Source organism: Sphingomicrobium arenosum (assembly GCF_026157085.1).
Classification (GTDB): domain Bacteria; phylum Pseudomonadota; class Alphaproteobacteria; order Sphingomonadales; family Sphingomonadaceae; genus Sphingomicrobium; species Sphingomicrobium arenosum.
The window spans coordinates 858494-879712 of the sequence record NZ_JANPVN010000001.1 but is presented as its reverse complement, the minus strand read 5'-3'; the positions used below and the strand labels follow the sequence as shown (position 1 = coordinate 879712).

Genomic DNA, 21219 nt, shown 5'->3' with positions numbered 1-21219 from the left:
CACCAAGGGTTGGAGCGGCAAGTCGTTCCGAAGAAAGGATGAATATATGTTTCGTGGCTCGATTCCCGCGCTGGTGACCCCGTTCGACGCGGATGGGGCGGTCGATCTGGAGGCGTTTCGCGCGCTCGTCGACTGGCAGATCGCGGAAGGCAGCCACGGGCTCGTGCCGTGCGGGACAACGGGCGAGGTTGCCACGCTGTCGGGCGAGGAGCATCTCGACGTCGTCACCGCCTGCGTCGAACAGGCCAAGGGGCGCGTGCCCGTCATCGCGGGCTGCGGCGGCTATGACACCGCCGCGGTCGTCGCCGCGATCCAGAATGTCGCCGAGGCAGGCGCCGATGCCGCGCTCTGCGTCGTGCCTTATTACAACAAGCCGAGCCAGGCCGGCCTCGTCGCCCATTTTACCGCCTGCGCCGAACGCTCGCCCATCCCGATCGTGGTCTACAACGTGCCCAGCCGCACCGTCGCCGACATCGGGGTCGAGGCGCTGGCCGAGGTTGCGCGGCACGAGAAGATCGTCGCCATCAAGGACGCCACCGGCAATCTCGCGCGCGTGACCGCCCAGCGGCTCGCCTGCGGGGAGGATTTCAATCAGCTTTCGGGCAATGACGACATGGCATTGGGCTTCAATGCCATGGGCGGGGTGGGGGCGATCAGCGTCACCGCCAATGTCGCACCCAAATTGTGCGCGCAATTCCAAGAGGCCACGCTCGATGGGCGCTGGGACGAGGCGCGCGCCTTGCAGGACAAGCTCTATCCGCTCCATGCGGCACTGTTCACCGACGCCTCGCCCGGCCCGGCCAAATATGCCCTGTCGAAGGTGCGTCCCGGCAGCAGCACCGGATTGCGCCTGCCGCTGACCGAGCCGTCCGACGCCTCGAAGGCCGCCGTCGATGCCGCGCTCGACCATGCGGGGCTGGTCGGATGAGCAAGGCCTTCAACAAGGTCAAGGTCGTCGCCGACAATCGGCGCGCGACCTACGATTATTCGATCGAGGAACGGTTCGAGGCGGGCATCGTGCTGCAGGGCACCGAGGTGAAGGCGCTGCGCAAATCGGAAGGCTCCATCAAGGAGAGCTACGCCACCGTCGAGGATGGCGAGGCGTGGCTGATCAACAGCCACATCCCCGAATATAGCCACGGCAACCGCCTCAATCACGAGACGCGGCGTCCGCGCAAACTGCTCCTCCACCAGCGCGAGATCAACAAGATGATGGGTGCGGTGCAGCGGCAGGGCATGACGCTGGTGCCCATGTCGATCTATTTCAACGGCGAGGGCAAGGCCAAGCTCGAGCTCGCGCTCGCCAAGGGCAAGAAGGTCCATGACAAGCGCCAGGCGATCAAGGATCGCGACTGGAAGCGCGACCAGGCCCGGATCCTGAGGGATCGTGGGTAAGACCCCGCCCGGCCCCTTTCGGCGCTTTTTGAAGCGCCACGCGCCGACGCGCGAGGAACTGGTCCGCTCGCGCTGGCTCAAGCCGGTGCGCCATTATATCGACGCGCATGAATATTGGCGCTTCACCCGCCGATCCGTGCCGCGCGCGGTGCTGGTAGGGATGTTCATCGGCATCTTCCTGATGGTGCCGGGGCTGCAGATGTTTGCCGCCGCCGCGCTGTCGATCCCGCTGCGCGCCAACATTCCCATCGCCGCCGCCATCACCTGGGTCAGCAATCCCGCGACCACGCCCGTGTTCCTGTTCGCCGGATTGGAGGTCGGCTCGCTGCTCGGCTTCCAGACCAATGTCGACGCTTTCCTCGACCTGATCGATCGCGGCGCGAGCCTTGGCGAATGGACGCAATGGGCCTTGTCGGACGCGGCGCCAGCCGTCATCATCGGTCTATTCGTCATCGCCGTCGTTCTTGCGTTCGTCGCTTATTGGGTGTCGCTCGTGGGATGGCGATTGTGGATTGCACGCCGCTGGAAGCAGCGTAGTGTCGAGGGGAACTCGACTTACACTTCGGAGAGATAATGAAGAAATTGATGATTGCCCTGGCCGCTTCGAGCGCGCTGGCGGCCTGTGCGCATAATGCCCCCAATGATCTCGGCACCGCTTCGGCGCTGCCCGACGCAGCCGCCGAACTGGGCGATGAGCCGATGGGCCAGCCCGAACTGGGCACCTACGGCTTCGACAGCAGCGGCATGGACCGTTCGGTCGATCCGGGCGACGACTTCTACGACTATGCCAATGGCACCTGGGCCGAGCAGACCGAAATTCCGGCCGACAAGTCGAACTACGGCATGTTCGGTGCGCTCGACGATCTTTCGAACGAACGCACCAAGGCGATCATTCTCGAGGCCGCGCAGGATCCGACCAACCGGGTCGGCGCCGCCTATAACAGCTTTCTCGATACCGACCGGATCGAAGCGCTCGGCATGGCGCCGGTCCAGCCGCTCCTCGCCGAGATCGACGCCGTCGACAGCTTCGATGACTATGCCGCGATGGTCGGCAAGGCCGATCGGCTCGGCTTCGGCGGCGGGATGCTCACCTGGTATATCGGTCAGGATGCCGGCGACAGCAGCCGCTACATCATGAACGTCCGCCAGTCGGGCCTCGGGCTTCCCGATCGCGATTATTATCTCGAGGACGGCGAGCGGCAGGTCGCGGTGCGCGCTGCCTATGTCGACTATCTCGCCGACATGCTGATGCTGGCTGGCGAGGGCAATGCCCGCGCCCGGGCCGAGGCGATCCTCGCCTTCGAGACCCGGCTCGCCGAGGTCCATTGGGACCGCAACCAACTCGGCGACAGCGAGAAGACCTACAATCTCGGCTCCAAGGCCGATCTCGAGGCGCTGGCCCCCGGCTACGACTGGGCCGCGATGTGGGCCGAGGGGGGTTACGAATTCGCCGAGGTCAACGTGATGACCCCGAGCTCGATCGAGGCCGGCCTCGGCCTCGCCGCCGCCGCGGACCTCGAGGTCCTCAAGGACAAGATCACCGTCGCCGCGCTGCGCAGCTACGCCTCAGTGCTGCCCCCCGCGGTCGATGGCCGCGTGTTCGATTTCTATTCGCGCACCCTGTCGGGCGTGCCCGAGCAGGAAGAGCGCTGGAAGCGTGGCGTGAGCTTCGTGTCGAACGCGCTGCGCGACGATGTCGGGCAGGTCTATGCCGAGCGCCATTTCCCGCCGGCCTACAAGGCGCAGATGCAGGCGCTCGTCGACAATGTGCTCGACGCCATGCGCGCCCGCGTGCTCGATGCCGATTGGATGGACGAGAACACCAAGGTCGAGGCGATGGCCAAGCTCGACAAGTTCACGGTCAAGATCGGCTATCCTGATCGCTGGGAGACCTATGAGGGCCTGACGATGGATGCGGGCGACCTGTTCGGCAATTTGCAGCGCTCGCGCGAATATGACCATCAGGACGCGATCTCGCGTCTCGGAGAACCGATCCGCCGCTGGGAGTGGGGCATGGCCCCGATGACGGTCAACGCCTATGCCAATTTCGGCATGATGGAGATCGTCTTCCCCGCCTCGATCCTGCAGCCGCCCTTCTTCGACCCCAACGCCGATCCGGCTATCAACTATGGTGGTATCGGCGCGGTGATCGGTCACGAGATCAGCCACCATTTCGACGACCAGGGCGCCAAGTTCGACAGTTCGGGCAACCTCCAGGGTTGGTGGACCGAGGCCGACTATGCCAATTTCGAGATGCGCGGAAAGGCGCTCATCGACCAATATGACGCCTATGAAATCTTCCCGGGCGAGCATGTCGATGGCGAGTTCACGCTCGGCGAGAATATCGGCGACCTTGCCGGTCTCGCCATCGCCTATGACGCCTACAAGGCCTCGCTGGGCGGTGAGGAGGCGCCCGTGATCGACGGCACGACCGGCGATCAGCGCTTCTTCCTCGGTTGGGCACAGGTGTGGCGCCGCAGTTACCGCGACGAGGAGCTGAAGCGCCGTCTCAAGACGGACTCGCATTCGCCGTCGGAACAGCGCGTCTGGGTCGTGCGCAACTTCGACAGCTGGTACGATGCCTTCGGGGTCGAGGCCGATGATGCGATGTACCTCGCGCCGACTGACCGGGTGACCGTCTGGTAGGATGCTCGATCGCCACGCTGCATTGGCCGTAGAGCCGCGCGAACCGGGCCAGAAATGGCTCGGGCCGCTGCTGGCCGGTGCAGCGTTGGTGTCGGCGGCCTTGCTCGTGGGCGAGGGCGGCGACATGGGATGGGTCGCGGGGGCCTTCCTCTTCGGTGCCTTCCTGTTCGGCGCCCTGTCGCTGCTCGTCTCGCGCAATCAGGACAATGTCCGCGCCGAACAGGTGGAGTCGCGCGCGCCGACCGAGGAATTCGCGCTCGCTGCCGCGGCGCTCAAACTCTCGACCGACGCCGCCGCGGTGACCGACGTCGAGGGCCGGCTGCTGCTCGCCAATCCAGCCTTCGACAAGCGATTTTCCGACAAGAACCAACCGCTCGGCGCCAGCATCGCGCCAGCGCATGAGGGGCTGCGGGCCGCCGCGTTGCGCGACGGCCGCGCCCGCGACAAGCTCGCCGTCGCGAACCAGCAGGTCGACAGCGAGATCATGCGTGTCGGCTCGGGCCGTGAACCGCTGCTGCTCTGGCGCTTTCCGCCTGCCGACCATCCCGACCGGCTCGCGATCAGCGCCCAGCGCGTGGCGGGCGAGACCGGCGACCGGCTTGCCGCCGCCGGCGTGCTGGCCGCGCTGATCGACGATCGCGGTCGCCTCGTTGCCGCCAATCGCCCCTTTGCCCAGCGCGCGCTGCCCGAAAAGCCGCCGCGCAGCCCGAGCCTCGGCGAATTGCTCGAGCAGCGCGACGACGGCTGTCTCCACCTCGTCCATGAAGGCGAGGGGGGCCGTGCGCTACGCGGTGTCCATGTCCCGCTCGATCCCAGCATCGAAGGCGGCGCGGGCACGCTCCTCCTGTTCGAGGCGAGCGAGAGTGGCGGGGCGGCGGCGAGCGACAATATCCAGGCGCTGATCGAACTGCTGCCGCTGGGGCTGGCGCTGGTCGATCGCGACGGGCGCTTTCTCACCATGAACGCCGCCTTCCGCCAGGCCGGCGGCATCGGCGAGGAGCGCGTCTCCTATCCGGGCGACCTCGTCGTCAAGGAAGACAAGGGCATCGTCGCCGACACGGTGCGCCGCCATGCGCGCGGCCCCGCCATGTCGGGCGACATCGCGGTGCGCCTGACCAAGAATCCCAAGGAGCCTGTCGCGCTCACCGTCGCCGGGCTGCGCGGCATCGGCGATGCCGCCGTGCTGCTCCTCCTCAAGGACAATAGCGAAGAGGCCAAGTTGAAGCGCCAAATCGCGCAGGCAACCAAGATGCAGGCAGTGGGCCAGCTCGCGGGCGGCGTGGCGCACGACTTCAACAACATCCTCACCGCCATCATCGGGCACTGCGACCTCATGCTGATGCGCCACACGCCGGGCGACAGCGATTATGGCGACATCCAGCAGATCAAGTCGAATTCGAACCGTGCCGCGGGCCTCACGCGCCAATTGCTCGCCTTTTCGCGCCAGCAGACGCTGCGTCCGCAGGTCCTGCAGGTTGCCGACGTGGTCGCCGAGGTCAGCCACCTCCTGAAGCGCCTGCTCGGCGAGACGGTCGAATTGAAGGTCAAGCACGGCCGCGACGTCGGCCTCGTGCGCGCCGACCCGGGACAGCTCGAACAGGTCATCGTCAATCTCGCGGTCAATGCGCGCGACGCGATGATGGAGAAGGGCGGCGGCGTCCTCACCATCCAGACCTACAAGGTGCGCGCCGACCAGGTCGCGGACCTCGGCAGCGAGATCCTCCCCGTGGCGGATTATTCGGCCTTCAGTATCTCGGACACGGGCTCGGGCATTCCGCCCGCCGTGCTCGGCAAGATCTTCGAGCCCTTCTTTACCACCAAGGAAGTCGGCAAGGGCACCGGCCTTGGCCTGTCGACCGTCTACGGCATCGTCAAGCAGTCGGGCGGCTATATCTTCGCCGATTCCAAGGTTGGCGAGGGCACCAGCTTCGTCATCTACCTGCCCGTCCACGAGGTCGCCGAGGAAGACCGCGTGCGCGCCAACGCCAAGACCAAGGAAGAGAAGGAAGAGGAGCTTTGGGGGCAGGGTACCATTCTGCTGGTCGAGGACGAACCGATGGTGCGCACGGTGGCCGAGCGTGCGCTCACCCGGCACGGCTACAGCGTCCTGACCGCCACCAATGGCGAGGAAGCGCTTGAGATCCTCGAGACGACCGAGGAAGAGATCGCGCTGCTCGTGTCGGACGTCGTCATGCCGATGATGGACGGGCCGACCATGGGTCGCGAGGCGCGCAAGGAGCGGCCCGGCCTGCCGATCCTCTTCATGTCGGGCTATGCCGAGGAGCAATTGAGAAATTCGATCGACATCGACAATGTCGATTTCCTCCCCAAGCCCTTCAGCGTGCAGGAACTCGCCGAAGCAGTACGCGGCGTCCTTGCCAAGAAGGACTGATCGCTTTTGACTTGGCGTTCGGGTCCAGCCGCGATAACGATTTCCTTATGACGGATCCGCGTACTATCCTCATCGTCGAGGATGAGCCCCTTATCGCCATGATGCTCGAGGATTTTCTCGAATCGCTCGGCCATGGTTGCGCGGGCTCGTGCGAGAGCGTGGCCGAGGCGCTGGAAGCGGTCGAGAAGGGGGGCTTCGACATGGCCATCCTCGATGTGAATCTCGGCGGCGAACCGGTGTGGCCGGTGGCCGAGGCGCTGCGTGCGCGTGGCATTCCCTTCGCGCTGGCGACCGGGGGGCATGTCACCGCGCCGCCCGCCGATTTCGAGGCCACCCCGACGCTCGCCAAGCCCTTCACCATCGATCGCGTCGAGCCGGTGATCGCCGCCACGCTCGCGGGCTAGGCACGAGACGCTGCGTGGCCTTGCCGCAGCCTTTGTCATCTTCCTCGCCGCGCTGGTCGCCCTCCTGATGCTGCTCGAGGAGCAATTGCTCTTTCCCGCCCATGCGGTCGGCGCGGAAGGCCCGATGCCGCCCGCTGCGCGCTCCATCGAGACGCGCGCGGCCAGTGGCGACCGGCTTTTCGGGGTGCATATTCCGCCTGCGAGGGGGGCGAGCGACCTCCTCGTCCTCGGCCTTCCCGGCAATGGCTGGAACAGCATGGATGCCGCGGCCATGCTCCATGCCCTCTATCCCGACGCGCATGTCGCGAGCTTTCACTATCGCGGTTACCGGCAATCGGAGGGGAGCCCGTCGGCGGCAGCCCTCATCGCCGATGCCCCGATCGTCCATGATGCGGCGGTGGAGGCCAGCGGCGCATCGCGGGTACTCGTCGTCGGCATGAGTATCGGCACGGGCATCGCGGTCCATCTCGCCGCCGAGCGCGACGTCGAGGGGCTGATTTTGGTCACGCCGTTCGATTCGCTCAGGAAGGTCGCGGGCGAGGCGATCGCCATGCTCCCCGTCGAGGCGTTGTTTCGCAACGAGATCGCGGCCGCCGAGACGCTCGCGAGCCAGAAGGTGCCGGCCGCCATCATCGAGGCCGAGCGCGACGAGATCATCTCGGCTGCGCGTACCGAAGGGCTGCGGCAGGCCGCGCAGCAGCTTGTCTACGATCACAAGATCGTGGGCGCGGGGCATAACGATCTCTACGGCCATGCCGACTTCGCCTTGTCCATGGCGCAGGCGAGGGCTGCCATTCTTTCGCGCTGAATTCTTTTTCTGTTCTCCCCTTGTTCTTTGAGAACAAATGCCGTACGCACGGATCATCACAGGGTCGAAACGGACCCGATGTTGACGAAAGGGGATGGATGATGGCAGCGCAGTTGAAAGTGGTGAAATCGAAGGACGACAAGATGGACGGAGATCGCCAGAAGGCGCTCGACGCTGCGCTCGCACAAATCGACCGCGCATTCGGCAAGGGTTCGGCCATGAAGCTGGGCAGCCGCGAGAAGATCGAGATCGAGACCATCTCGACCGGCAGCCTCGGGCTCGACATCGCGCTGGGCGTCGGCGGCCTGCCGCGCGGCCGCATCATCGAGATCTACGGCCCGGAAAGCTCGGGCAAGACCACGCTCGCGCTCCACGCCATCGCCGAGGCGCAGAAGATGGGCGGCACGGCTGCCTTCGTCGACGCCGAACATGCGCTCGACCCCGTCTATGCCAAGAAGCTGGGCGTCGACATCGACGAGCTGATCGTCTCGCAGCCCGATACGGGCGAGCAGGCGCTCGAGATCACCGATACGCTGGTGCGCTCCAACGCCATCGACGTGCTGGTGGTCGATTCGGTCGCTGCGCTGGTGCCGAGGGCCGAGATCGAGGGCGAGATGGGCGACAGCCACGTCGGCCTCCAGGCCCGCCTGATGAGCCAGGCGCTGCGCAAGCTCACCGGCTCGATCAACCGGTCGAAGACCACCGTCATCTTCATCAACCAGGTGCGTATGAAGATCGGGGTGATGTACGGCAATCCCGAGACCACGACCGGCGGCAATGCGCTCAAATTCTACGCCTCGGTCCGTCTCGACATTCGCCGCACCGGCCAGATCAAGGATCGCGACGATATCGTCGGCAACGCGACCCGCGTGAAGGTGGTCAAGAACAAGGTCGCACCGCCCTTCAAGCAGGTCGAATTCGACATTATGTACGGCGAAGGCGTGTCCAAGATGGGCGAGATCCTCGACCTCGGCGTGAAGGCCGGGCTCGTCGACAAGTCGGGCAGCTGGTTCAGCTATGACTCGACGCGCATCGGGCAGGGCCGCGAGAACGCCAAGACCTTCCTCAAGGAAAACCCCGAGATCGCCGATCAGATCGAGGCCGCCATTCGCGGCCAGAAGAAGGACGCGGTCGAGGAAGCGATGATGACCGGGCCCGAGCCCGACGCCGATTGATCCATCGCACCTCGGTCCCACGGACCATCCCGGGAGGGCTCGGCGCCAGGCGCCGGGCCCTTTTTCGTGGCGATGAGCGCCGCCCGATATCGTCAAGTTCCTATGGGCCTGTTCGGGTCAGCTTTTCCGCACGGACGGAAGGGGTGGCTTCGATGCAACTTTGGGCGACCGCCACCGCCGTCCTGGTCGGCCCGGCAACCTTCGCGGTCGAACGGGCTGGCGCCAAAGGCGCGCCTCTCGAGAAGTGGAAGGACAGCCCTAGCGGTCGGCAGGCACCGGGGGGGCGTCGCAATAGCGCCGCTGGAACAGCCGCCCGCGCTCGGTGAGGAGCGTGATGGCCATCGCGGCCGCGCCCGACAGCGCGATGCCAAGAAGGAAGGGCGTGAGCGTGCCGTCGAACGCCTGGCCGATGCCGAAGCCCAGGAGCGCGGCACCGATGGTGCTCGATGTGCCCTGGACCGAACTCGCCATCCCCGCGATCGGCGCCATGTTGGTCATGGCGAGCGTGCCGAAATTGCTCGTCGTGAAAGCAAAGGCGACCAGCACCACCGCCATCAGAACGGTGAAACTGGCAAGGCTCGAGCCGACGATGACGTGCCAGGCGAGGTGAAACAGGCCTGCGCCGACAAAGACGAGGAGCCCCGCATGGCCTACCCGTCTCAGCCCGAAACGCCGCACGATCCGGCTGTTGGTGAAGCTCGCCAGCGCCATTGGCGCGGCGATCATGGCGAAGACCATGCCGAGGCGGTCGGTCGCGTTGAATATGCCGCCGACGATTTGCTGCACGGTGGCGAGATAGGCGACCAGCGTGGTGAACACGGCGGTAAGCGCGGCTGTATAGCCGATCGACAGGCGGTCGGTGGCGGCGAGCCGCGCGCCCTCGATCATGGTATCGAGGCGGATCTCGCGCCGATATTCGGAATGGAGCGTCTCGGGCAGTCGCCACGCGCTCCATGCGAACAGGATGACGCCATAGCCCGCCAGTCCGTAGAAGATCAGCCGCCACGGCCCGATGCCGAGCATCGCCTGCCCGAGGCTGGGCGCGATGACGGGGACGACCATGAAGGTCATCTGCGTTAGGCTCATGATGCGCGCCATCTCCTCGCCCTCGTAGAGGTCGCGGACGATGGCGAGGACGAGGACGCGGCTCACCGCCCCGCACGCCCCCATCAGGAAACGCGCGGCGATGAGCAGCGTGAAGTCGCCCGCAGCCGCCGCGAGGATCCCGAACAAGATGTAGAGCGACACGCCCGCCAACAGGATCGGGCGCCGTCCGTAACGGTCGGCCAGCGGTCCCCACAGCATCTGGCTCGCCCCGAAGCCAAACATATAGGCCACGATCACGAGCTGGGTGCGATTGGCGTCCGAAATGCCATGGTCGGCGCCGATCGCGGGCAACGCGGGCAGCATGGTGTCGAGCGCCAGCGCATTCATCGCCATCATCCCCGCCAGCAGCGCGACGATTTCGGTCGTGCGCCGGCGCAGCGCCTTTCCGGTGTCGATCGGGGAAGGAGAGGCGGGGGCGTCCATCAAGCGGTGCTGGCGCATCGCCCGCGAACATGCAACACGGTTCGCAAATGAAACGAACCGGAGCGCGACCCATGATCATCGTCCACCATCTCGAAAACAGCCGTTCGCAGCGCCTCCTTTGGCTTCTCGAGGAACTGGGTCTCGACTATGAAGTGAAGCGCTACGAGCGCCATCCGAAGACCATGCGTGCGCCCGACAGCCTCAAGGCCGTGCATCCCCTCGGCAAGTCACCGCTGATCGAGGACGGGGGCGTCGTGCTCGCCGAAACGGGCGCGATCATAGAGCATCTGGTTGGGCGTCACGGTCGCTTCGGCGCGCCCGCCGATCCGGTGCTGGCCCGCCATTATCACTTCTACATGCATTATGCCGAAGGCTCGCTCATGCCGCCCTTGTTCGGCATGCTCATCGTCAACCGCCTCGGCCTGCTCGGCAAACCCGCCAAGAAGCCGGTCATGGGCATGCTCGCCGAGCATTTCGCCTTCCTCGACAAGGAGCTCGAACAGCGCGACTGGTTCGCAGGGCCCGACCTCACTGCCGCCGACATGATGATGAGCTTCCCGCTCGAAGCCGCGCAGGCACGAGCGGGGCTGGGGGGGCGCTATCCCAACATCCAGCGCTGGCTCGAGGCCTGCCACGCCCGCCCGGCCTATGAACGCGCGCTCGCCCGCGGCGGCGAATATGCCTATGCCGGTTGACCCGCGCCGGACCAGCCGCTCTAGCTAGGCGCGAACAGAATAACGGGGGATGCACGCGATGGACGCGACCTTGAAGACCGGGCGGCTCGCCCTTCACTGGCAGATGCTCATCGGCTTCCTGCTCGGCCTCGGCGCCGGGCTGACCGTCTATCTGACCGCGCAGGACGCGGGTTGGGTCGAGACCGTGAGCGACGTCACCGGTTTCGTCGGCCAGATATTCCTCAGACTCCTGTTCATGCTGGTCATCCCGCTGCTCTTTTCGGCGCTCGTCGTCGGCATCGCCGAAATGGGCGATGCGCGCAGCTTGAAGCGCACCGGCCTGCGCACGCTCGCCTTCACCGTCATCGTCTCGGGCGTCGCGGTGTTGCTCGCGCTCGCCATCGCCAACATCTTCCAGCCGGGCGCAGGCGTCGACCGCGAGATCGCCGAGGCGCTCTTGAACGATGCGCGCGACAATGCGGGCGCGATCATCAGCCGCAATGCCGAGACGCCGAGCGGGCTCGACGCGCTGCTCGCGATCATCCCCTCCAACGTCTTCGCCGCGATGAGCGCAAACGACATTCTCGCGGTGATGTTCTTCGCGCTCTTCTTCGGCATCGGCCTCCTGTTCACCGACAGTAAGCAGGCCAACATCCTTCAGGCCGGCATCGAGGGCGTGTTCCACGTCACCATGAAGCTCATCATGTGGGTGATCCGCCTCGCGCCCATCGCCATCGCCTGCTTCATGTTCAACCTCGCCAGCGCCTTCGGGTGGGACATCCTGATCCGCCTCGGCGCCTATGTGCTGGTCGTGCTGCTCGCGCTCTCGATCCACATGTTCATCGTCTATCCCATCGTGCTCAAGGTGTGGGGCGGGGTCAGCCCGATCTGGTTCTTCCGCAACGTCAAGGAAGCGATGCTGATCGCCTTCTCGACTGCCAGCTCCAATGCCACGCTGCCCTATGCCCTCAAGGTCGCCGATGAGAATTTGAAGCTCCCGCGCGCGCCCGCGCGCTTCGTCCTGACCATCGGTGCGACCGCCAACCAGAACGGCACCGCGATCTTCGAGGGCATCACCGTGCTCTTCCTCGCGCAATTCTTCGGCGTCGACCTGACGCTCGGCCAGCAGGTCGTCGTGCTGCTCATGTGTATCCTCGGCGGCATCGGCACGGCGGGCGTCCCCGCAGGCTCGCTGCCCGTGGTCGCGCTCATCCTCGCGATGGTCGGCGTGCCGCCCGAGGGCATCGGCATCGTGCTCGGCGTCGACCGCCTGCTCGACATGTGCCGCACGACCTTGAACGTGACCGGCGATCTTGCCGCCGCGACCGTGGTGTCCAAGGGGCATGACGAGGACAATGAATTGTCCGACCTCCAGACCAGCGCATGAGCGATGATCTGGGCGCGCTTCCGGCGCGCTATCGCACTATCCTGTGCGATGTCTGGGGGGTGATCCACGACGGCGCGCGGCTGTTTCCGGGCGTCGCCCGGCGCTTCGAGCGCTGGAAAGGCGAGGGGCGGACCATCGTCATCGTCACCAACGCGCCGCGCCCGGCAGATCGCGTCGAGGCCGACCTTGTCGCCATGGGCCTGCCGCGTGCGAGTTGGGACCATCTCACCTCCTCCGGGCAGGCGGGGATCGAGGCACTGACCCATCCGCCGCGCAAGGTCGGGTTCGCGGGCAGCCGCTATGATTATGACGATCTCACCGCCCATGGTGTCGACATCGCCATTCGCGGCGAGGCCGTGGAGGAAATCGCGCTCACCGGGCTGGACGAAGTTCGCGCGTCCGTTGCAGAATATGAGGAAGAGATCGGCGCCTGGGTCGAGCAGGACCTGCTCGTCCATTGCCTCAACCCTGACCGCATCGTTATCCACCGCGGCGAAGAGGTCGTCTGCGCGGGCGCGCTCGCCGACGAGGTCGCGGCGCGGGGTGGCCGCGTGCAATTCTACGGCAAGCCCCACCGGCCGATCTACGAGCATGCGCTGCGCCTCGCGGGCGATCCCGATCCGGCGGATTGCGTGATGGTGGGCGATAATCCGGCGACCGACATGTGGGGTGCCTGTCGCATGGGAATGGCGGGAGTGCTGGTCACCGCCGGTGTCGGCCATGCGGCCTATGAATGGGGCGCCGAGTTCGAGAACTGGCGCCCCTTCATGACGGTATCGGGTCTCTAGACTAGCCTCAGGCGGCGTCGTCGATCAGATAGCGCTGTTCCTCGGCCATCTTGACGAGCGCGGCCTGCAATTTCTCGAAGGCGCGGACCTCGATCTGGCGGATGCGCTCGCGGCTGACGCCATAGACCTGGCTGAGATCCTCGAGCGTCTTCGGATTTTCCGACAGGCGGCGCTCGGTGAGGATGTGCTTCTCGCGGTCATTGAGGGCGTCCATCGCGGCCATCAGCAATTCGTGGCGCACCTGACGCTCTTCCTCGTCGGCGACGATCTCGTCCTGGAGCGGCTCTTCGGAATGGAGCAGGTCCATCCACTGCGATTCGCCATCTTCGTCCCCGGCGCGCATCGGCGCATTGAGCGAGCTGTCGCCCCCGCGTGCCATGCGGCGGTTCATCGAGATGACGTCGTCTTCGGACACGCCGAGTTCGGTCGCGATCTTGGCGACATCGTCGGGATGAAGATCACCCTCGTCGAAAGCCTCGATCTGATTCTTCATCCGGCGCAGGTTGAAGAACAGCTTCTTCTGTGCCGCGGTGGTCCCCATCTTCACGAGGCTCCACGAGCGCAGGATGAATTCCTGGATCGAGGCGCGGATCCACCACATCGCATAGGTGGCGACGCGGAAACCCCGGTCGGGATCGAACTTCTTCACTCCCTGCATGAGGCCGATATTGCCCTCGGAGATGAGCTCGGAGACAGGCAGACCGTAGCCGCGATAGCCCATCGCGATCTTGGCGACGAGCCTGAGGTGCGAGTTGACCAGCTGCGCGGCCGCCTCGGTATCGCCCTGTTCCTTCCAACGCACCGCGAGCATGAACTCGTCCTCGGGCGTGAGGATGGGGAATTTCTTGATCTCCGACAGATAGCGGTTGAGGCCGTCCTCACCGCCAGTCGAGGGGATCGATAGTGCCGCACTCTTGGCCATTCTTGCTCCTTTTGCCGTCGCGCCGTCACCGTCGGGGTTTGCGCGACGCCCCATTTCAGGGGGCCGACCTGTATAGCCGTCCCTATCCTATACGTGAAGTGCCGCCACCAGTTCCCTCATGTCGGGTGGAAGGTCACTTTGAAACGACAGATGCTCGCCCGATGCCGGATGGATGAACCCCAATTCGGCGGCGTGGAGCGCCTGTCTCGAAAACTCCAGTCTTTTCAACAGCTCGCGATGCTCCTTTCGCGTGCGACCGTAAAAGGGATCGCCCACGAGCGGATGACCCAGATGCGCCATGTGGACGCGCACCTGGTGGGTGCGTCCCGTCTCCAATCGGCATTCGACCTGCGTCGCACCCTTAAGGTTCGAAAGCTTGGTCCAATGGGTTACAGCGCGCTTGCCGCGCCCCTCGGCCACCACCGCCATCTTCTTGCGATTGGCGTTGGAACGGGCGAGGGGGGCATCGACGCTGCCTTCGCCGGCCATGATGAGGCCCGAGGCAATGGCGATATAGCGCCGGTCGATGCTGTGCGCGGCGAATTGCTTGGCGAGCCCTTCATGCGCGACGTCGGTCTTGGCGATCACGAGCAGGCCCGAGGTGTCCTTGTCGATACGGTGGACGATGCCGGGTCGCGCTACGCCGTTGATGCCCGACAGGCGGCCCTTGCAATGATGCAGCAGCGCATTGACCAGCGTGCCGTCGAGATTGCCCGCCGCCGGGTGGACGACGAGGCCGGCGGGCTTGTCGACGACGAGCAGATGATCGTCCTCGTGGACGACCACCAGCGGAATGTCCTGCGGCACCGCATGATGGGGCGTCGGTTCGGGCACGGTGAGGGTGAAGCGCTCGGTGCCCTTCACCTTGATGGCGGGATCGCGCACCGCGCCGCCATCGCCTTCGAGCGCGCCCTGGCTGATGAGCTTCTTTACGCGTTCGCGCGACAGGCCGCCGGCAAGCGCGGTGACCGCCCGGTCGAGCCGCCAGCCGGCATGTTGCGCCTCGAGCGCGATAGGCATTCCCCCACCCATGAGCCCGATATGGGAGCCGCCGCGACGGGTTCAATAGCGATGCGACGGGGGTTGCATGGCGGCGCTTGGCCCGTCATGCCTTGGCCCATGAACGAGACCGAATTCGCCGCGCTGCTGTGCAGCCGCCTGTGCCACGACCTGATGAGCCCGGTGGGGGCGCTCAACAATGGTGTCGAGCTGCTCGCCGACGAACATGACGCCGAAATGCGCGAACGCGTGATCGAATTGATCGGCGAAAGCGCGGCGGCGACCGCCAACAAGCTGAAATTCTTTCGCCTTGCTTTCGGCGCTGCCGGCGGGTTCGGCAGCGAGATCGACACCGGCGAGGCCAAGGCCGCGCTCGCCGGGCTGTTCGGCGCCGAAAAGCGCATCGAACTGGGGTGGATGGTCGAGGAACCGCGGCTACCCAAGGATGCGGTGAAGCTGCTGCTCAACCTCGCGATGATCGCCGGTGACGCGCTGGTCCGTGGCGGCAAACTCGACGTCGGCGCCGAGCGGCGCGGCGACGAGATCGAATTGGTCATCCGCGCCGAAGGCCCGCGGCTCATCATCGACCCCAACATTCGCGCCACGCTCGAGGGCGCGGGGGCGCATGACGCCGAACCGCGCGCGGCGGGCGCCTTGCTCGCGCGCCAGCTGGCGGCATCGCAGGGCGGGGCGGTGCAATTTTCCTCGCCGGCGGAGACCGTCGCGATGATCGGTGCGACGCTGCACGGCTGACCGTTTAACGGTAAACGTGGCAATGAGCATGTGTCGCTAACGACGCTTTAACCCTTCATGAGCCATGAGCTTTCACAAGAGAGAAGCAAATCTTGTGAGGCTGATGCGCCGATGGATGATCTGATTGCCGATTTTGTCGCGGAAAGCCGCGAAATGCTCGAATCGCTGGGTGGCGAGATCGTGGCTTGGGAAGCCGAGCCGCACGACCGCGCGCGGCTCGATAGCATCTTCCGCTTCGTCCACACGGTGAAGGGCAATTGCGGCTTCTTCGATTTCCCGCGCCTCGAGAGCCTGAGCCATGCGGCCGAGGATGCGCTCGCCGACGTGCGGGCCGGGCGTCGCCAGGCGGACGCCGACCTCGTGTCGGCGGTGCTGCGCATCATCGACCGCATCGGCGAAATGATCGAGATCATCGACCGCGGCGAACCGCTGCCCGAGGGTGACGACAGCGCGCTCATCGCCGCACTGTCGGCCGAAGCCGGCGCGGTCGTCGAGGTGGCGAGCGAACCCGTTGCCGAGGCCGACGATGCCGCGAAGACCACCACCACCATTGGCGCAAGTCCCAACGCCGCGCCGCGCACCATTCGCCTGTCGGTCGAACTGCTCGATCGCGTGATGAGCGGCGTGTCCGACATGGTGCTGGCGCGCAACGAACTCGCCCGCCGCCTGCGCGAGGCGCCCGAGGATGTCGCTGTCCAGGGGGCCTTCGAGCGCCTGTCGGGCATCATCGCGGAAATGCGCGACAGCATCACCCGCACTCGCATGCAGCGCATCGAGAACCTCTTCGTCGCGCTGCCACGCATGGTGCGCGATTTGTCCAACGAATTGGGCAAGCAGGTGATGGTCGACATCGACGGCGGCGACGTCGAATTGGATCGCGAGATGATCGAGATGATCCGCGATCCGCTGACGCACATCATCCGCAACGCCATCGACCATGGCATCGAAGCCCCCGCCGAACGCCTCCAGTCGGGCAAGCGCGAGATCGGCATGCTGTCGGTCTCGGCGCGCCAGTCGGGCAACCAGATCCTCATCGACATCGCCGATGACGGCAAGGGCGTCGACGCCGAGAAAATCGTCGCCAAGGCCATCGCCAACGGCCTCGTCGACAAGGCGACGGCCGCCGAGATGAGCCATGCCGAAAAGCTCGCGCTTATCTTCGAGGCCGGCCTGTCGACCGCCAAGGCCGTCACCTCGGTCTCGGGCCGCGGCGTCGGCATGGACGTGGTGCGCTCGAACGTCGAGCGTATCGGCGGCATCGTCGAGGTCGACAGCACTGCCGGCGAAGGCACCCGCATGACCCTGCGCGTGCCGCTCACCCTCACCATCATTCCCGCGCTCACCGTCTCGATCGGCGCTCAGAGCTTCGCCATCCCGCGCTCGGCGATCGAGGAAATCGTGCGCGCCAACGGCTCTAGCGTCACGCTCGAGAAGATCGGCGGGGCAGGGGTCGCCACCATTCGCGGCCGCCGTGTCCCCGAGGTCGCGCTGGCCGACATCCTCGGTCTCGACAGCGATGTCGCGGACGAGGATCGCACGCTGGTCGTGCTGCGCCCGGCCGGCGGCGACGTCTATGCGCTCGCGGTCGACAAGATCCACGATCATGAAGAGCTGGTGGTCAAGCCCGCCGCGCCCGCGGTGATGGCGACCGGCCTTTATGCCGGCACCACGCTGGCCGACGATGGCAGCCCCATCCTCCTGTTCGACACGGCGGGTCTCGCTGCCGTCGGCGGGGTCAAGCTCGAGAAGCAGGAACGCGCTGCTCGCGTGGCCGAGGAAAAGACCGCCGCCAACGACGATCTCGTCGAGCTGCTCCTGTTCCGCGGCCTCGGCGGCCAGCGCCGCGTCGTCCGCCTCGGCACCGTCGATCGTATCGAGGACGTGCCCGTGGCCAAGTTCACGCAGGCCGGCGGCCTTCTCCGTGTCCAGCTGGGCGAAGACATCCTGCCGGCCACCGGCTTCGATGATCTCGCCGACCTTCAGGGCCGCGAGACTGTTCGCCTGTTCCGCCTGTCGGACGGCGAGACCGAGATCGGCTATGCCTTCGACCAGGTCATCGACATCAAGGCGCTCGACCACGACGTCATCCCGGCCGAAGGGCAGGGCGCGGTCACCGGCATCAGCCTGGTGGGCGAGGAACCCGCCGAACTGGTCGACGCGCACTGGCTCTTCGCGCGCCATGCGAACGAAAATGCCGACCGGGCCGACGGGCTCATCTGCGCGCTCCCGGCGAGCGACCCGTGGATGCGCAATATGCTGCGCCCGATCGTCGAGGCGTCGGGCTATCGCGTCGTCGATGCCGACAGCGATGCGGCGCGCGATGCCGCGCTCGTCATCCGCTCGGTCGACGATCTCGAGGCCTTCGCCGACAGCGAAACCGCCAAATTGCTCAAGCTGCGCAAGTCGCCCGAGGGCGATGACGACAGCATCTATCGTTACGACCGTGCGGGCCTGCTCATGGCCCTGCGCGCGGTGGCCGGAGGACAATAGCCATGGACCTTCTCCTCATCGTCAGCATCGGCGGCAGCCGGGTGGCGTTCGACGCCGCGATGGTCGAATCGGTGATCGAGCTGGATACGCTGTCGCCCGTGCCGCGCGCGCCCAAGCATCTCGCCGGCCTGTCGGCGCTGCGCAGCCGCGTGCTCACCGTGGTCGACTGCAAGCTCGCGCTCGATCTGGGCAAGACCGACTTCACCCCCGGCGAGATCCACGAGGCCGCCGTGGTCGAAGTGGACGGCCACCATTATGCACTGAGCGTCGATACCGTCGAGGACGTCATCGAGGCGCGCGGCGAACCCAATGCGGTCCGCGCCGCCATGGGCGATGGCTGGGAGCGGGTCGCCGCCGGCATGGTCGAGACCGACGAGGGGCCGATCCTGCTCGTCGATATCGCCAAGCTGATCGCCGGACCGCAATCGAACGAACGTGCGGCTGCTTAACCCGCTGTTACCTTTTACCCCTTATGGTTTGTACCGAACCGAGACAATGAAGGCCCACCGACATGAAGACCTGTTTGATCGTCGATGACTCCAAGGTGATCCGCAAGGTTGCGCGTCACATCCTCGAAACGCTTGAATTCAAGGTCGAGGAAGCCGGCGACGGCAAGGAAGCGCTGGACTTCTGCCAGAACAACGCGATGCCCGACGTCGTGCTGCTCGACTGGAACATGCCCGTGATGAGCGGCATGGAATTCCTCAAGCTCCTGCGCCAGGGCGGCCATGCCAATCAGCCCAAGGTCGTCTTCTGCACCACCGAGAACGACATGGCGCACATCCGCGCCGCATTGGAGGCCGGTGCCGACGAATATGTGATGAAGCCCTTCGACCGCGAGACCCTGCACGTCAAACTGCAACTCGTCGGCGTCGCCTAAGAGCGCCCCGCCAGCATATGGCCGGGTCGCTCGCCTCGAACATTCAGCGGCCGGCGCCCGGGGCGCCGAGGACCGTGCGCCTGATGGTCGTCGATGACAGCACCGTCGCGCGCGCCGTCCTGTCGCGGATGATCGAGACCGATCCGCAGTTCAAGGTGGTCGCCGATGCCGCGACCGCCGAGGATGCGATCGAACAATTGAAGACCGTGGATTGCGACATCGTCCTCCTCGATCTCGAAATGCCGGGGGCAGGCGGTCTGGAAAAGCTGCCCGAGATCCTCGAGACTTCGCGCGGCGCGCAGGTCCTGGTCTGTTCCTCTCTCGCCGAGGAAGGCGCCGAGGCGACGGTCCGCGCGCTCGCCATGGGCGCTTCCGACACGCTCCCCAAACCAGGGACCGGCCGCTTCGGCGGTACGTTCACCGAGGTGCTGCTCGGCAAATTGCGCGCGCTCGCCAAGTCGGGCGCGGTTCCCAAGCATCTGGCACGCACCTTCGCCCCGCCGCCCCCGGTGGTCGAGGCGGGGTTGCGCAGCGACCGAGGCGGCGAGATCGACGTCCTGCTGATCGGCGCCTCCACCGGCGGCATTCACGCGCTGGCCGCCTTCTTCGAAGCGTTGCCGCCCAAGATCGGCGTGCCCATCTGCGTCACCCAACATTTGCCCGGCGCCTTCATGCCCGTTTTCGCGCGCCAGCTAACCCGCTTTGCCAACCGGCCCTGCCATGTCGCCGAACAGGGGCATCCGCTGCTCGCCGACCGCATTTATATCGCGCCCGGCGACGGGCATCTCGAAGTGCGCGCCACCAAGCAGGGGCTGATGGCCTCGATCAACAAGGACAAGCAGCCGACCGGCTGCATGCCTTCGGTCGACCCGATGTTCGCCTCCGCCGCCGAGGCCTGCGGCGAGCGCGCCTGCGGGGTCGTCCTCACGGGCATGGGACGGGACGGCACCATCGGCGGGCAGAAGCTCGTCGCTTGCGGCTCGGCGATCTTTGCGCAGGACGAAGCCTCCAGCGCCGTATGGGGCATGCCCCGCTCGATCTTCGAACATGGCCTCGCCTGCCGTCTCGGCACGCCGGGCGAGCTGGCGCGTCACGTCGCCAAACGCGTGGGAGGCCATGGCTGATGGCGATTAGTGACAGTTCGAGCCGTATTCTCGCCGGCCTCCTCGAAGCGCGGACCGGTCAGCAGCTCACCATGAGCCGCCGCTGGCGCATCGAGACGGCGCTGTCCTCGGTGCTGCGGGCCCGCAAGATCGAGAGCATCGACGAACTCATCGCCGAGCTGGTGATGAACAAGGATGCGCGCCTGTCCGAGGAAGTGGTCGAGGCGCTGCTCAACAACGAAACCTATTTCTTCCGCGACCGCGCGCCCTTCGACATGCTTCACAAGGAGCTGCTGCCCTCGATCCGGACCGCGCGCGCATCGGAACGCAAGCTGTCGATCTGGTCGGCGGGCTGTTCGACCGGGCAGGAAGCCTATTCGATCGCGATGATGATCGCCGAGGACCCGCTCGCCTGGGCGGGCTGGGACATCGAGATCGTCGGCACCGACGTCAGCCGCGCTGTCATCGACCGCGCGCGCGAGGGGACCTTCACCCATTTCGAGGTGCAGCGCGGGCTCGGTATCCAGCAGACCATCCGCTGGTTCGAGGAAAAGGGCGACCAGTGGCGGGTCGTCGACCAGATCCGCTCGAAGGTCCGCTTCGAGGCGCGCAGTCTGTTCGACGCGCCGCCGCGCCCCGGCAAGTTCGACCTCGTTCTGTGCCGCAACGTCCTGCTCTATTTCGATAATAACAAGCGCCGCATGGCCTTCGATCGGATGGCCGAGGCGGTCAAGCCCGATGGCGGGCTGCTGCTGGGCGCGGGCGAGACGGTGATCGGCCAGACCGAGCGGTTCGCAGCCGACCGCGACATGCGCGGGATCTACCGCCTGACCGGCGGCGAAAACGCGGATCGACGCGCCACCGGGACTTGAC

General features: G+C 65.9%; 20 protein-coding genes. 17 read left to right on the top strand and 3 right to left on the bottom strand.

Annotated features, from left to right (window positions below; genetic code table 11):
• Window positions 1-46 precede the first annotated feature (46 nt).
• The 8 genes from dapA to recA all read left to right on the top strand — a co-directional run bounded on the left by dapA (window position 47) and on the right by recA (window position 8820).
• Window positions 47-928: a 4-hydroxy-tetrahydrodipicolinate synthase gene (dapA, locus tag NUW51_RS04150; RefSeq protein ID WP_265563046.1), complete on the top strand. Its 882-nt coding sequence runs from the start codon at window positions 47-49 to the stop codon at window positions 926-928.
• Entirely contained in the window at window positions 925-1395 is a 471-nt protein-coding gene (gene smpB / locus NUW51_RS04145) for an SsrA-binding protein SmpB (protein WP_265563044.1), read from the top strand. The genes dapA and smpB overlap by 4 nt, the downstream gene beginning before the upstream one ends.
• Entirely contained in the window at window positions 1388-1969 is a 582-nt protein-coding gene (locus NUW51_RS04140) for a DUF2062 domain-containing protein (RefSeq protein ID WP_265563042.1), read from the top strand. The genes smpB and NUW51_RS04140 overlap by 8 nt, the downstream gene beginning before the upstream one ends.
• Window positions 1969-4041 (top strand): M13 family metallopeptidase, encoded by a 2073-nt coding sequence (locus tag NUW51_RS04135; protein WP_265563040.1) that lies wholly within the window; start codon window positions 1969-1971, stop codon window positions 4039-4041. The genes NUW51_RS04140 and NUW51_RS04135 overlap by 1 nt, the downstream gene beginning before the upstream one ends.
• Before the next feature lies 1 nt (window position 4042).
• The gene (locus tag NUW51_RS04130) at window positions 4043-6433 is read left to right on the top strand and encodes a hybrid sensor histidine kinase/response regulator (protein WP_265563039.1); all 2391 of its coding nucleotides are present in this window, start codon (window positions 4043-4045) and stop codon (window positions 6431-6433) included.
• A gap of 47 nt (window positions 6434-6480) precedes the next feature.
• Entirely contained in the window at window positions 6481-6837 is a 357-nt protein-coding gene (locus NUW51_RS04125) for a response regulator (protein WP_265563038.1), read from the top strand.
• A gap of 67 nt (window positions 6838-6904) precedes the next feature.
• Complete coding sequence (locus NUW51_RS04120) at window positions 6905-7645, top strand: alpha/beta hydrolase (protein ID WP_265563036.1); 741 nt, start codon at window positions 6905-6907, stop codon at window positions 7643-7645.
• Window positions 7646-7746: 101 nt separating this feature from the next.
• Window positions 7747-8820, top strand: coding sequence for a recombinase RecA (recA, locus tag NUW51_RS04115; protein ID WP_322597098.1), 1074 nt, complete (start codon window positions 7747-7749; stop codon window positions 8818-8820).
• Window positions 8821-9078: 258 nt separating this feature from the next.
• Here the strand turns inward: recA and NUW51_RS04110 are convergent, their stop codons facing one another.
• Window positions 9079-10368: a multidrug effflux MFS transporter gene (locus tag NUW51_RS04110; RefSeq protein WP_265563034.1), complete on the bottom strand. Its 1290-nt coding sequence runs from the start codon at window positions 10366-10368 to the stop codon at window positions 9079-9081.
• A gap of 53 nt (window positions 10369-10421) precedes the next feature.
• On the opposite strand from NUW51_RS04110, the gene NUW51_RS04105 reads away from it, so the two are divergent.
• From NUW51_RS04105 to NUW51_RS04095, 3 genes are read left to right on the top strand one after another with little or no spacing between them, the layout of a single operon-like run.
• Window positions 10422-11045 (top strand): glutathione S-transferase family protein, encoded by a 624-nt coding sequence (locus NUW51_RS04105; protein WP_265563032.1) that lies wholly within the window; start codon window positions 10422-10424, stop codon window positions 11043-11045.
• A 49-nt stretch (window positions 11046-11094) separates the two neighbouring features.
• On the top strand, window positions 11095-12411 hold the full coding sequence (locus NUW51_RS04100; RefSeq protein WP_265563030.1) for a dicarboxylate/amino acid:cation symporter: 1317 nt from the start codon (window positions 11095-11097) through the stop codon (window positions 12409-12411).
• Entirely contained in the window at window positions 12408-13199 is a 792-nt protein-coding gene (locus NUW51_RS04095; RefSeq protein ID WP_265563028.1) for a TIGR01459 family HAD-type hydrolase, read from the top strand. The genes NUW51_RS04100 and NUW51_RS04095 overlap by 4 nt, the downstream gene beginning before the upstream one ends.
• A gap of 7 nt (window positions 13200-13206) precedes the next feature.
• Here NUW51_RS04095 and rpoH read toward each other — a convergent pair whose 3' ends face one another.
• Both rpoH and NUW51_RS04085 read right to left on the bottom strand, forming a co-directional pair.
• Entirely contained in the window at window positions 13207-14121 is a 915-nt protein-coding gene (gene rpoH, locus NUW51_RS04090; RefSeq protein WP_265563026.1) for an RNA polymerase sigma factor RpoH, read from the bottom strand.
• A gap of 87 nt (window positions 14122-14208) precedes the next feature.
• Window positions 14209-15141: an RluA family pseudouridine synthase gene (locus NUW51_RS04085; protein WP_265563024.1), complete on the bottom strand. Its 933-nt coding sequence runs from the start codon at window positions 15139-15141 to the stop codon at window positions 14209-14211.
• A 99-nt stretch (window positions 15142-15240) separates the two neighbouring features.
• Between NUW51_RS04085 and NUW51_RS04080 the strand changes: the two genes are divergently transcribed.
• The 6 genes from NUW51_RS04080 to NUW51_RS04055 all read left to right on the top strand — a co-directional run bounded on the left by NUW51_RS04080 (window position 15241) and on the right by NUW51_RS04055 (window position 21218).
• Window positions 15241-15873 (top strand): histidine phosphotransferase family protein, encoded by a 633-nt coding sequence (locus NUW51_RS04080; protein ID WP_265563022.1) that lies wholly within the window; start codon window positions 15241-15243, stop codon window positions 15871-15873.
• 111 nt (window positions 15874-15984) lie between these two features.
• Window positions 15985-18363 carry a chemotaxis protein CheA gene (locus NUW51_RS04075; RefSeq protein ID WP_265563020.1) on the top strand — a complete coding sequence of 793 codons (2379 nt, stop codon included), beginning with the start codon at window positions 15985-15987 and terminating at the stop codon, window positions 18361-18363.
• Window positions 18364-18365: 2 nt separating this feature from the next.
• Window positions 18366-18812 carry a chemotaxis protein CheW gene (locus NUW51_RS04070; RefSeq protein ID WP_265563018.1) on the top strand — a complete coding sequence of 149 codons (447 nt, stop codon included), beginning with the start codon at window positions 18366-18368 and terminating at the stop codon, window positions 18810-18812.
• 62 nt (window positions 18813-18874) lie between these two features.
• Window positions 18875-19243, top strand: coding sequence for a response regulator (locus NUW51_RS04065; protein ID WP_265563015.1), 369 nt, complete (start codon window positions 18875-18877; stop codon window positions 19241-19243).
• An 83-nt stretch (window positions 19244-19326) separates the two neighbouring features.
• Window positions 19327-20367, top strand: a complete 1041-nt coding sequence (gene cheB, locus NUW51_RS04060; RefSeq protein WP_265587921.1) for a chemotaxis-specific protein-glutamate methyltransferase CheB — start codon at window positions 19327-19329, stop codon at window positions 20365-20367.
• A complete protein-coding gene (locus NUW51_RS04055; RefSeq protein WP_265563013.1) occupies window positions 20367-21218 on the top strand; it encodes a CheR family methyltransferase in 852 nt (283 codons plus the stop codon). The genes cheB and NUW51_RS04055 overlap by 1 nt, the downstream gene beginning before the upstream one ends.
• Window position 21219: the final 1 nt, after the last annotated feature.